Here is an 11,712-nt window from a genome sequence, read left to right as displayed (position 1 = left end):
AGGGTGAAAACAATGAGTGGAAATCTTACCTGGCATGAGGCATCCATTGGCAGCGAAGATTATCGCAGGAAAAATGGGCATCAAAGCGGAGTGCTCTGGTTTACAGGCCTTTCCGGTTCAGGAAAATCAAGCATTGCCAATCATTTGAATAAAGCTTTGTATGAAAAAGGTATCCAAACCTATTTGCTTGATGGGGATAATGTGAGACACGGATTGAACTCAGACCTCGGGTTTTCAGAAGCAGACAGGGAGGAGAACATCAGACGAATTGGGGAGGTAGCGAAACTCTTTGCCGATAGTGGCACCATCGTTTTGACCGCGTTCATTTCTCCTTATCAAAAAGACCGTGACCTGGTAAGGGAGTCTGTTCCGGCTGGGGATTTTATTGAAATTTATGTCGACTGTCCTTTGGAAGAGTGTGAAAACCGAGATCCCAAGGGCCTCTATAAGAAAGCTAGAAATGGAGAGATCAAAGAATTTACAGGCATTGATGCTCCTTATGAAAAACCGCTTCAACCGGAACTTTTGCTCGATTCGAAAACGTATGATGCTGAAAACTGTGCAGAACAAGTACTCAAGTTCTTACAAGATAAAAATTGGGTGGAATGAAAGGGGCCGGAAGATGACAAACGTGTATATTGTGGGAGCGGGGCCGGGAGATTATGACCTTATCACAGTGAAAGGCTTGAAAGCCATACAAAAGGCAGACGTCATTCTATATGATCGCCTGATCAATCAAGAGCTTCTGGATGAAGCGAAGGAAGGCGCGGAACTTATTTTTTGTGGCAAACGTCCGGACCATCATGCCCTTAGTCAAACGACAATCAATCATCTCTTGTGTAAACATGCCCTAAAAGGGAAAGTGGTTACCCGCTTGAAAGGGGGAGACCCATTCGTATTCGGACGTGGAGGAGAAGAAGCGGAAGCACTCGCTAAAAGAAGCATTTCTTATGAAATCGTGCCCGGAATCACTTCAGGCATTGCAGCCCCTGCTTATGCAGGGATTCCTGTGACTCATAGGGATTACAGTTCTTCGGTCGCGTTCATTTCAGGTGTCCATAAAAAAGACAGTGATGAAGAAGCGTATTGGGAGCGAGTCGTAAAAAGTATGGATACCTTGTGCATTTATATGGGAGTAAAGAAGCTGCCTCACATATGTGAACGACTCTTGAAATATGGAAGACCTCTTCATACACCTGTAGCTTTGGTTCAATGGGGCACAACAGAAGAGCAAAAAACAGTGACTGGTACAATCGAAGACATCGTCGAAAAATCAAGCATGATCGAGAATCCTGCGATGATCATCGTAGGTGATGTAGTCCGGTTACGAGAACGTCTGAAATGGTTTGAGTCTTCCCTGGAAGAAAACCTTAAAGACATGGCCACAGGCATTGTGTGAAAGTGGGGGTACCATGAAAGCCGTTTTATATGTCAGTCATGGCAGTAGGAAAAATCAAGCGAAAGAGGAAGCCATTCACCTGTTAACCCAAGTTCAGCGAAGGATTGATTGCGAACTGTTTCATATTTGTTTTCTTGAGTTGGCCGATCCGGATGTGTTGGAAGGCATCCGCCGACTTGTGGAAAAAGGGGCTGATAAGATCGTCATCATCCCTGTTCTGCTCTTAAGTGCCGGGCATTATTTCAAGGATATTCCCAGTGAAATGGAGAAGGCGAAAGTAATTTATCCAGACATATCAATCACCTATGGTCAAACGCTTGGGGTGCAGGAACGAATCACGGATGTACTGGTAGATCGTCTGAAAGAACTTCCTGCCGAACTCGATGAAACAACCAACGTATTACTCGTAGGAAGAGGGAGCAGGAATCCCGCTACAAAAACATCCATTGAATCCATTGCTGGCACGTTGAAAGAAAAGAGTTCGATCCCACATATCCAAACATGCTACCTGGCTGCTCTTTCCCCGCCATTTACGGAGGCGTTTGAAGAATCGCTAAGGAATTATTCTAAAACGATTGTCGTCCCTTATTTGTGGTTTACCGGCCTCCTCTTTGACTCTTTGGAAGAAAGTGTGCGGGATGCTAGAGACAACGGAGACCATGTTTATCTCGCTTCATATTTAAATGACCATCCGAATATGATCCACTCCCTGGTTGATCGAGTCAACCAGGCATTAAAAAAAGGGATGGAAGAGGAGGAGGGGGTGAGGTGATTTCGCTTTCCGTGGACTTGAAACAAAAGGATGTCATCATCATTGGAGGAGGAAAAACAGCTGAGAAAAGGGCGGAGGTTTTACAGCGTGAAGGGGCAAGGACCACAATTGTCAGTCCTGCTATCACAACTGGTCTGAAAAGGATGATAATGAATAACAAAATACAATGGGTGAACCGTCATTTTGAAAGTGGTGATGTAATCGGCGCTTTTCTTATAGTAATTGCGACAAATGACTACGAGACAAATGACAGAATCACCAAGCTTGCGGAGGATGTGCCTCTTGTGAACAGGGCGGATGGTGGAAATGGTGGGAACCTTCATATTCCTGCCCAATTTTCCAGGGGAAAACTTAACATCTCTGTTACCACACAAGGGGCAAGCCCTAAGTTGGCCCGCCGTTTGCGGGAAGAATGGGAAGAACGGTTTCCGCCTGCCTATAAGGAGTATATGGATTTCTTATACGAGTGCAGGCAAATAGTGAAGGCCTCTCCTATGTCTAAAGCGGAAAAAGACATGTATCTGGAAAAAATGCTAGATCCCTCTTACTTAGAACGGGAACAACAGTGGATCCTCAAGGGAGAAATACATAAAAAAGGAGGAGGAATCATTTGTCGGGATTAAAAGGAAAAAAGATTGGCATAGCGGCAGACCGCCGCTCGGATGCGATTGAAAGACTAATTACAAACATGGGTGGGAAACCGTATGTTTTTCCACTGCAAGGGAAGCAGCTGCTGGATGAAAAAGCATCACGCCGTCATGTGGGAGACTACATTCGTCAATCGTTCAACAGGGTTATCTTAACGACAGGAATTGGGGCTCGGACACTAGGGGACGCCGCGATAAAAGTCGGAGAGGACGATAGGTTTCTTCAAAAGTTGGAAAAAGACTTTCTTGCTATTCGTGGCTCGAAAACGAAAGACTGGTTAAAAGCCCATGATTTATTCCCTGATGTCCTATCTGCAGACGGAACGATGGAAAATCTATTGAGTCAGATCCCGGACGTAAATCAAACAGAGCAAAAATCAATTTTTCTCCAAACCTACAATGAAGATGAAGAGTACTTGATAAGTAAATTAGAGAAGAAAGGTTACAGCGTTTACAAAGCTAACCCTTACAAGTTTCTACCGCCTGATCCTGCGATCGTGGAAGACTTAACACATCATATAACAAACGCTCAACTGGATGCGGTGGTTTTCACAAGCAAAACCCAGGTTAAAAATTTATTTATTCAAACAGACAGGTTTCAACATGTCTTGAAAGCTTTCAATCATCACGTCCAGGCTGTAGCTGTTGGGAAAGTAACCGCCCAAGCCCTGCATGACCATGGGGTCACTTCGGTCGTTCAACCTGACCGCTCGAAAATGGGTGCGATGATTGTCGAGCTTGACAAGTATTTTCAATCGGAAGTGTTGAACCAATAGCGATCACGGTGGAGGTGTCAATGTTGAATCTTGAAGTCAGGAACAGTCCTTTTGATCAAGAACAAACGGAACAATTGAACCGTTTGCTTTTGACGATGGATGATCGACAGAAAATATGGTTGAGCGGTTATTTAGCTGCCGACCTGAACTCTGCTTCCCTTGCTGTACAGGGTCAACAAGGAGAAGAAAAAGAGTCGGCTGCCCGGCAGGTAACTTTGTTGTATGGGTCACACACCGGGAACTGTCAGGCACTTGCTGAAGATTATGGAGCCCGGTTAAAAGCAAAAGGCTTTGAAACCAAAGTTTTGGATATGGATGAATACAAACCGAAAAACTTAAAAAATGAACAGGATTTATTGATTTTAACAAGTACTCATGGAGATGGAGACCCACCGGATAATGCGTTGACTTTTTATGATTTCTTATTCAGTAAAAGAGCGCAGAAGTTAGATGGAGTGAGGTATGCTGTCCTTGCTCTTGGTGATAGCTCTTATGAGTTCTTTTGTCAGACAGGGAAAGAAATCGATGAACGGTTGAAGGAACTTGGTGCTGAGCGGATTCATTCACGTATCGATTGTGACCTGGATTATGAAGAAAATGCTGAAGCATGGTGGAATGCAGTGCTTGACACATTAGGCGATACGAAGGAACATGTCTCACCACCGGTTGAACAAATCTCTGCTGTTACAGATCGACCGACGTACTCTAAAAAAAATCCATTCCAAGCCGAGGTGCTGGAGAACATCAATCTCAGCGGGCGCGGCTCCAATAAAGAGACGCGCCATTTGGAGATCGACCTAGAGGGATCGAATCTTAATTATGAGCCGGGGGATAGCCTGGGGATTTATCCGAACAATGAAGAAGCGCTAGTAGATGAGCTGATTGAGGAAATGGAGTGGGACCCTGATTTATCTGTCATTGTAAACAAAGATGGAGAAGTTCGTGCTTTACGGGAAGCTCTGACCTCTCATTACGAGATTACGGCTTTGACCATACCCTTACTACAAAAAATAGCAGTATTCACAGATCATGAAGAATTCAAACAACTGGTGGCTTCCAGGGGAAAAATGAATGCTTATATCTATGGAAGAGACCTGTTGGATGTTGTTAGGGATTATGGACCATGGAATGCGGGGGCTGAGGAGTTTGTCAGTATATTGAGGAAGATTCCGGCAAGGCTTTATTCCATTGCGAGCAGTTTCAAAGCAAACCCTGATGAAGTACATCTGACAATCGGGACAGTAAGGTACGATTCCAATGGCCGGATACGCACGGGAGTCTGTTCAGGCCAATGTGCAGAAAGGACAGAAGCGGGAGATCACCTGTCTGTTTTCGTTCAGAAAAACAACAATTTCAAGCTCCCGGACGATCCATCTCTCCCTATCATCATGATTGGATCAGGAACGGGTGTGGCGCCATATCGAGCCTTCCTTGAAGAGCGAGAAGAGAGTGAGGCGCAGGGAAGGTCCTGGCTTTTCTTCGGCGAGCAGCACTTTGTCACGGATTTTCTTTACCAAGTGGAATGGCAGCAGTGGTTAAAAAATGGGGTCTTAACAAAAATGGATGTCGCTTTCTCCAGAGATTCGAAAGAAAAAGTGTACGTCCAACACCGCTTGCTTGAGAATAGGAAAGAATTTTATCAATGGTTAGCAGCCGGGGCTTATGTCTACGTATGTGGGGATGAAAAATATATGGCCAAAGATGTCCACAACACCATTTTGCAAATTGTCAAAGAAGAAGGGAAATACAGCGACGAAGAAGCAGAGGAGTATCTGAAAGAATTGAGAAAAGCGAAGCGTTACCAAAGAGACGTTTATTAAGAGGAAAAATGAAAGGAGAGGAAGGCTAGTGGCTGAAAACAAAATCTTTAGGCCAGAAGGTCCACCGGATGACATGGAGAGGATTAAAGAAGAAAGTCGTCTTTTAAGAGGTACGCTCGTGGATAGTTTTCAAGACCAGATCAGTGCGAGTATCCCCGAGGATGATACGAAACTACTGAAATTCCACGGGAGTTACATGCAGGATGATCGTGATTTGAGGAATGAGCGGAGAAAGCAGAAGTTAGAGCCCGCTTATCAATTCATGGTCCGGGTACGTCTTCCAGGGGGTGTAGCGACGCCGGGTCAATGGTTAACGATGGATTCGTTAGCGGATGAATATGGAAATGGAACCATGAAACTTACCACAAGGCAGACCTTCCAGCTCCACGGAATACTGAAGTGGAACATGAAAAACAGCATACAGGCAATGAATGAGGCGTTGTTAGATTCCATTGCTGCGTGTGGGGATGTCAATCGTAATGTCATGGCAAACGTGAATCCGGATCAATCCCCTTTTCACGCGGAAGTCTATCAGTTTGCGAAACAAATAAGTGAACATTTACTCCCTAAGACCAGAGCGTACCATGAAATCTGGCTTGATGAAGAAAAAGTGATTGATGGCCAAAAGGAAGAAGAGCCGATCTATGGCTCCCACTACCTGCCTCGGAAATTCAAAATCGGTGTCGCTGTTCCCCCTTCCAATGATGTGGACGTCTTCTCACAGGATCTCGGTTTCATATCCGTTGAAAAAAATGGGAGGCTGATCGGTTTCAATGTTGTTGTCGGTGGAGGAATGGGCATGACCCATGGGGATGAGACGACATACCCTCAACTAGGGCGCGTCATCGGTTTCTGTCCGAAAGAAAAAGGAAAAGATGTCGCTGAAAAAATCCTGACGATACAACGTGATTACGGAAACCGTTCGAATCGGAAGAACGCTCGTTTCAAATACACCGTAGATCGTCTTGGGGTGGATTGGATCTGCGAGGAATTGAACCGTAGAACAGGGTGGGAGCTGGAAGAGGCGAAACCCTATCATTTTACTCATAATGGTGATCGGTATGGATGGATGAAAGGGGAGGATGGGGATTGGCACCATACATTTTTCATCCAAAATGGACGCATTAAGGATGAGGACACCTATTTATTAAAGGAAGGATTAAGGGAAATTGCTGAACTGGGACTTGGGGAGTTCAGGCTGACCCCCAATCAGAATGTTACGCTTTCTAAGATAAAGGAAGAGAGTAAACCAGAAATAGAAGCCGTGATAGAAGAATATGGGTTATCGGAAGGAAAGCAAAATTCTGCATTAAGAAGGAATTCCATGGCCTGTGTAGCAATGCCTACTTGTGGGCTGGCCATGGCAGAATCGGAAAGGTATCTCCCTTCACTGATTGATCAAATAGAAGGAGTCTTGGATGAAGTGGGCTTGAGAAATGAAGAAATTACTATAAGAATGTCAGGTTGTCCGAACGGATGTTCACGCCCAGCCCTTGCGGAAATTGGTTTTATCGGTAAAGCTCCTGGTAAATACAACCTCTATTTAGGAGCCGGGTTTGCAGGGGATAGACTAAATAAACTGTACCGTGAAAATATTGGAGAAAGAGAAATCTTAGAAGAGTTAAAACCATTACTTGTTCATTATGCGAAGCAGCGGGAAGATGATGAAAGGTTTGGAGATTTTGTCATACGCAAAGGGTACATCCAACCGGTGGCTTCAGGTCTAGATTTTCATTCATAAATGAAATGTTCACCAAACCCAGCTCCGTGCATAAAGTGTAGGGCAGACTTTATGTAAAAAGAGGTGCAAAGGTATGGATGATAAACATAAACAACTGCCGGATTTGTTTGACAAGAGTTTTCGTGACATCGTCAAGGCGTTCGATTCGTTCTTTGACGAATCGATTAAGCACGTCCATGACTTTTTTCAACAGACCACAATCCCTGTAGAAGTGTTCGAAACAGATCGAGATGTCACTGTCGAAGCTTACCTTCCTAACGTGTCGCGGGAGCAAGTACGCATAGATCGATCTGGGAATCAGCTTCGAATCCGCGTAGATGAACGGCAACTACGAGAAGTAAAGAATGAAGAGGCACATTATTACAACCGTTCTCATTCATTAAGTCAAAGAGAACGCGTGGTAACCCTTCCCTTTGCTGTTGCGGAGACAGCAAGCAGTGCTTCCTTTAAAGGTGGCGTTCTTACGATTGTATTTCCAAAGCACAACTCTACAATCAAGGTCATAGATGTAGATGATCAATAATCTCGCACATAGAAAAAAGCGTCCAGAATTCCTGGGCGCTTTTTAGGTGATTTTCTATCCATTATTGTGTTATTAAGCTAAATGGCAGGATTGTGTAAGAATCTGTTTCAAGATGTTTGTATGTGTTTAGGGGCTCCGGGAAACCGTTCGCTTTCCATGGGGCGGGCGGTGAGCCTCCTCGGACTTCGTCCTGTGGAGTTTCACCTGTCCCACACGTCCCATAGGAGTCTCACCGTTTCCCTCCGCCCCTTGGCCATATGAGTGTCTTTAAACTACTTCTAGAATATGAAGTGATTCAGTTTAATAGGATTATAAGGTTAGAACTCTCATGCCTAGGTATTTGGATTCTGAGAGCTTGATACAGAGCGCTTTATGCTTTTATAAGTGGGATAGTGGAAGACAACCCAATTGGGTAAAGGGGTTCGTTTCTCACCTTCATAGAATGGGGGGGAGATTTGAGGCTTCTGAAATTATGTGGGGTACATATATTTAATAATGGTTTAAAAAGGGAGGAAATGTTTTAAAGGACCCGGGGGGTTTTTGAATGTATGTCGTGTGGGTTCCGTGCTATGTCCCTATCGTATATCCGAATGTTTACCGTCATTACCCTCACTGTTGCCGTTTGTATCCAGAAGTTAATGAGGACATGTTTGTCCAGTCTGCCTCCGAGATGGAAAAGTTAATGGAAGATGCCAGTAGAGTGGTAGAAAAAATCAGTAATTCTCATGATTTTGCTAATGACATGATGGGGGCTGCTCAGGAGTCAGATCAATCGAAAGTAAACACTTTGATTCGAAGTTCTGGTGTAGAATCCCCTTTTCAAGCAGAATATAACCCAGACCGGATGAAAATCCATTTGTCTGCAAGTAATCAACAGGTAGAGTGCTGTCAGTTAACTATTGTTCTAAGGTGGAGAATACAATAAACCCCGTACATCCTGGATGTACGGGGTTTATTGTATTGCTACTAAATATTAATGACCAAGCGAACGCATGATAAATTCAATGAGAAAGACCATGGCGATGAGTACGACTGGCGTAGTTAGTTCTCTTTGCTTTCCAATGGCGAACTTTACAATCGGGTAAGCGATAAATCCAAAAGCCATTCCATCAGCGATGGAGTAGGTGAATGGAATCATCACAATAATCAAGAAGGCTGGCATCGCTTCAGATAATTGATCCAGTGGAATTTCCTTAATGTTCTGTACCATCAAAGCTCCGACGATGATGAGGATCGGTGCGATAGCGGTAGATGGAACCATGGAAATCCAAGGAATCAAAAAGATGGTGCCAATGAATAAGACAGCCATCGTTAGTGCTGCTCGTCCTGACTTTCCTCCGGAGGCAATGACTGCTGCACTCTCAGCTGAAGAAACCGTCGGTGATGTACCGAGGAATCCCGTACTTAATGCCGAAAAGGCAGAGGCCTGATAGGACTTTTTGAATTTGTTTTGTTGATCCAGCATATCCAATTGTCCATGGATGAGACCCATATTCTCAAAAATGAGAACAATCGCAAGTGGGAAAACAGCCATCCAGAACCCGAAGCCGGTCACACTTGTGAAGTCCGGCATGAAAACCTAGGATTGTTCGCTGAGTGCGAGAGAATCTCCCCGTTCACCCAATACTCCTGTGAAATGAGCGATAATGGTCCCTGCAATCATCGTCACCAAGAAGTTACCAGGGACGTTTCTGGTGAAAAGGAAAATCCCAATAAACAAGGTGAGGATACTTGTGATGACAATCGCAGAAGAAGGATTGCCTAGAGTAATCAAAGAATGTTCTCCTCTTACAACAAGGCCGCCTTTTTCTAATCCGATCAACGTCAAAAACAATCCAAGACCAACTGTAATCGCATGTTTCAGGGAAGCGGGTATCGCATGTTTCAACCAGTCCCCAAGTTTGGTGAAAGCTGTGACTAGAAAGATGAGGGAGGCGACGAATACAACAGCCAGCCCTTCCTGAAAAGTCATTCCCGAACCTTCAACGATGGAGTAAGCGAATAGAGCGTTGACACCCATTCCTGGAATGAGAACCATAGGCGCATTGGCGTATATGGCCATGATCAAACAGCCGAGTGCGCTGGCAAGAATCGTTGCAATCATACCGCTCTCAAGCGGCAGACCTGCACTATGAAGGATCTGACTGTTTACGGCCACGATGTAGACGGTCGTGAAATAACCGATTAACCCAGCCAATCCTTCTTTCTTCCAGCTCACTTTTTGATGATGCTGATTGAGCATTTGAATCTCCTCTATGAAATTTATCCCTCTCCCGCCCGGTTACCGAGTAACCCACAAACGTTTATTTTACTTGTAAATGGAGAATCTATCAACCTAATTTGTTCGCTTTTTGTAAAAAATGAGGTGTAGAACAACAGTTTGTGTTAAGATATAAAAGGATTATAATATAGTAGAAAGCGTTTTCTTTCTTTATATATAGATGAAAAGGGAAGGTGATTCTCATGAAATATCGTTCAGTATTCGATATTATTGGTCCCGTCATGATTGGACCATCCAGTTCCCACACCGCTGGGGCGGCCAGAATCGGGCGTGCCGCACGCCATTTATTTGGAAGGGAACCAAAATATGCCCATATCCATTTGTATGGTTCCTTTGCGAAAACCTATAAAGGTCACGGAACAGATGTAGCTATAATTGGTGGACTGCTCGACTATGATACGTATGATGAACGCATCAGTCAATCACTTGTTACGGCTAGGAAAAATGGAATGAAGATAAGGTTTCATGAAGAGGATGCTCATACGGATCATCCCAATACAGCAAGAGTTAAAATCGGTGATGATAATGGTGAGCTCGAGTTAGTCGGAATCTCCATCGGGGGAGGGAAAGCAGAAATAACAGAGTTGAACGGTTTTGAACTTCGTTTATCTGGAAGTCACCCGGCAATCCTGCTTATTCACAATGACCGCTATGGTGCGATTGCCTCGGCAACGGCCATTTTAGCAAAAAACGAAATTAATATCGGACGCATGGAAGTATCGCGCAAAGCGCAGGGCGAACAGGCCTTGATGGTCATTGAAGTGGACCAGAATATTGATGATTCCATTCTCGATGAACTAGAGCGAGCGGATCACATTACGCAAGTAGCTAAAATATCGGACTAAAATGAAAGGAGAGGTCGCATGTTTCGAAATGTCGCTGAACTCGTAGAATTAGCAGAAAGTGAAAATATCCAAATCTCTGAAGTTATGATTCGTCAGGAGATGGAAGTGAAACAACTAACGAGGGAGCAAGTGTTCTCTCAAATGGAAAGAAACCTCGATGTTATGGAAAAAGCGATTGAGGATGGCTTGAAAGGTGTTAAATCTCACAGTGGATTGACAGGTGGAGATGCGGTACTCATCCAAAACTACATGAAAAACCATACCCCATTATCCGGAAACCTTCTTATGGATGCAGTCAGTAAAGCTGTTGCAACTAATGAAGTAAACGCAGCAATGGGAACCATCTGTGCTACTCCTACTGCAGGAAGCGCAGGTTGTGTTCCCGGAACCCTATTTGCTGTAAAAAATCAACTGAACCCTACACGTGAACAAATGGTTCGTTACTTGTTTACTTCAGGTGCCTTTGGATTTGTGGTTGCCAATAATGCTTCTATCTCCGGAGCGGCAGGAGGCTGTCAGGCAGAAGTCGGTTCAGCTGCTGGAATGGCTGCTGCTGCAATCGTTGAAATGGCTGGGGGAACTCCTTCACAATCTGCCGAAGCGATGGCTATTACTTTGAAGAACATGCTCGGACTTATTTGTGATCCGGTTGCAGGCCTGGTAGAAGTGCCGTGTGTGAAGAGGAATGCTATGGGCTCCTCCAACGCAGTTGTAGCTGCGGATATGGCTCTTGCGGGTGTGACGAGTCGAATTCCTTGTGATGAGGTTATAGATGCGATGTACAAAGTCGGACAGCGCATGCCGTCAGCGTTCAGGGAAACCGCACAAGGAGGACTTGCAGCAACACCAACAGGACGTGAATTAGAAGCCAAAGTGTACGGAATATCGTTGAAGAAAGAGTGAATGAC

General features: G+C 44.6%; 11 protein-coding genes and 1 pseudogene. 11 read left to right on the top strand and 1 reads right to left on the bottom strand.

From position 1 onward, the window contains the following. Nucleotides 1–12 precede the first annotated feature (12 nt). From cysC to LC065_RS15775, 9 genes are all read left to right on the top strand, one after another. On the top strand, nucleotides 13–609 hold the full coding sequence (gene cysC / locus LC065_RS15815; protein WP_226589280.1) for an adenylyl-sulfate kinase: 597 nt from the start codon (nucleotides 13–15) through the stop codon (nucleotides 607–609). Nucleotides 610–622: 13 nt separating this feature from the next. After that, nucleotides 623–1,399 carry a uroporphyrinogen-III C-methyltransferase gene (cobA, locus tag LC065_RS15810; RefSeq protein WP_226589283.1) on the top strand — a complete coding sequence of 259 codons (777 nt, stop codon included), beginning with the start codon at nucleotides 623–625 and terminating at the stop codon, nucleotides 1,397–1,399. A 13-nt stretch (nucleotides 1,400–1,412) separates the two neighbouring features. Continuing rightward, nucleotides 1,413–2,171 carry a sirohydrochlorin chelatase gene (locus LC065_RS15805; protein ID WP_226589285.1) on the top strand — a complete coding sequence of 253 codons (759 nt, stop codon included), beginning with the start codon at nucleotides 1,413–1,415 and terminating at the stop codon, nucleotides 2,169–2,171. Continuing rightward, nucleotides 2,168–2,794, top strand: a complete 627-nt coding sequence (locus LC065_RS15800; RefSeq protein WP_226589288.1) for an NAD(P)-binding protein — start codon at nucleotides 2,168–2,170, stop codon at nucleotides 2,792–2,794. The genes LC065_RS15805 and LC065_RS15800 overlap by 4 nt, the downstream gene beginning before the upstream one ends. Then, nucleotides 2,782–3,594 (top strand): uroporphyrinogen-III synthase, encoded by an 813-nt coding sequence (locus tag LC065_RS15795; RefSeq protein ID WP_226589291.1) that lies wholly within the window; start codon nucleotides 2,782–2,784, stop codon nucleotides 3,592–3,594. Before LC065_RS15800 ends, LC065_RS15795 begins: the two co-directional genes overlap by 13 nt. A 23-nt stretch (nucleotides 3,595–3,617) precedes the next feature. Next, on the top strand, nucleotides 3,618–5,414 hold the full coding sequence (locus LC065_RS15790) for an assimilatory sulfite reductase (NADPH) flavoprotein subunit (protein WP_226591631.1): 1,797 nt from the start codon (nucleotides 3,618–3,620) through the stop codon (nucleotides 5,412–5,414). Between the two features lie 28 nt (nucleotides 5,415–5,442). Continuing rightward, complete coding sequence (gene cysI / locus LC065_RS15785) at nucleotides 5,443–7,155, top strand: assimilatory sulfite reductase (NADPH) hemoprotein subunit (protein ID WP_226589294.1); 1,713 nt, start codon at nucleotides 5,443–5,445, stop codon at nucleotides 7,153–7,155. 73 nt (nucleotides 7,156–7,228) lie between these two features. Beyond that, nucleotides 7,229–7,678 (top strand): Hsp20/alpha crystallin family protein, encoded by a 450-nt coding sequence (locus tag LC065_RS15780; protein WP_226589297.1) that lies wholly within the window; start codon nucleotides 7,229–7,231, stop codon nucleotides 7,676–7,678. 544 nt (nucleotides 7,679–8,222) lie between these two features. Beyond that, on the top strand, nucleotides 8,223–8,603 hold the full coding sequence (locus LC065_RS15775; RefSeq protein ID WP_226589299.1) for a YuzC family spore coat inner layer protein: 381 nt from the start codon (nucleotides 8,223–8,225) through the stop codon (nucleotides 8,601–8,603). A gap of 48 nt (nucleotides 8,604–8,651) precedes the next feature. Here the strand turns inward: LC065_RS15775 and LC065_RS15770 are convergent. Beyond that, nucleotides 8,652–9,920 (bottom strand): annotated as a pseudogene (locus tag LC065_RS15770) (NCS2 family permease). Nucleotides 9,921–10,141: 221 nt separating this feature from the next. On the opposite strand from LC065_RS15770, the gene sdaAB reads away from it, so the two are divergent. After that, nucleotides 10,142–10,804, top strand: coding sequence for an L-serine ammonia-lyase, iron-sulfur-dependent subunit beta (gene sdaAB, locus LC065_RS15765; protein WP_226589303.1), 663 nt, complete (start codon nucleotides 10,142–10,144; stop codon nucleotides 10,802–10,804). An 18-nt stretch (nucleotides 10,805–10,822) separates the two neighbouring features. Then, nucleotides 10,823–11,707 (top strand): L-serine ammonia-lyase, iron-sulfur-dependent, subunit alpha, encoded by an 885-nt coding sequence (sdaAA, locus tag LC065_RS15760; RefSeq protein ID WP_089652453.1) that lies wholly within the window; start codon nucleotides 10,823–10,825, stop codon nucleotides 11,705–11,707. The last annotated feature ends 5 nt before the right edge of the window (nucleotides 11,708–11,712 follow it).

This window comes from Halobacillus litoralis, assembly GCF_020524085.2.
GTDB classification, from domain to species: domain Bacteria; phylum Bacillota; class Bacilli; order Bacillales; family Halobacillaceae; genus Halobacillus; species Halobacillus litoralis_E.
Note: the sequence above shows the minus strand (reverse complement) of the source record. Positions and strands in the feature narration are given on the sequence as shown.

Excerpts from the sequence above, each read along its gene's own strand:
- cysC (WP_226589280.1), top strand. The coding sequence starts at position 13 with ATGAGTGGAAATCTTACCTGGCATGAGGCATCCATTGGCAGCGAAGAT.
- cobA (WP_226589283.1), top strand. The coding sequence starts at position 623 with ATGACAAACGTGTATATTGTGGGAGCGGGGCCGGGAGATTATGACCTT.
- LC065_RS15805 (WP_226589285.1), top strand. The coding sequence starts at position 1,413 with ATGAAAGCCGTTTTATATGTCAGTCATGGCAGTAGGAAAAATCAAGCG.
- LC065_RS15780 (WP_226589297.1), top strand. The coding sequence starts at position 7,229 with ATGGATGATAAACATAAACAACTGCCGGATTTGTTTGACAAGAGTTTT.
- LC065_RS15775 (WP_226589299.1), top strand. The coding sequence starts at position 8,223 with ATGTATGTCGTGTGGGTTCCGTGCTATGTCCCTATCGTATATCCGAAT.
- sdaAB (WP_226589303.1), top strand. The coding sequence starts at position 10,142 with ATGAAATATCGTTCAGTATTCGATATTATTGGTCCCGTCATGATTGGA.
- sdaAA (WP_089652453.1), top strand. The coding sequence starts at position 10,823 with ATGTTTCGAAATGTCGCTGAACTCGTAGAATTAGCAGAAAGTGAAAAT.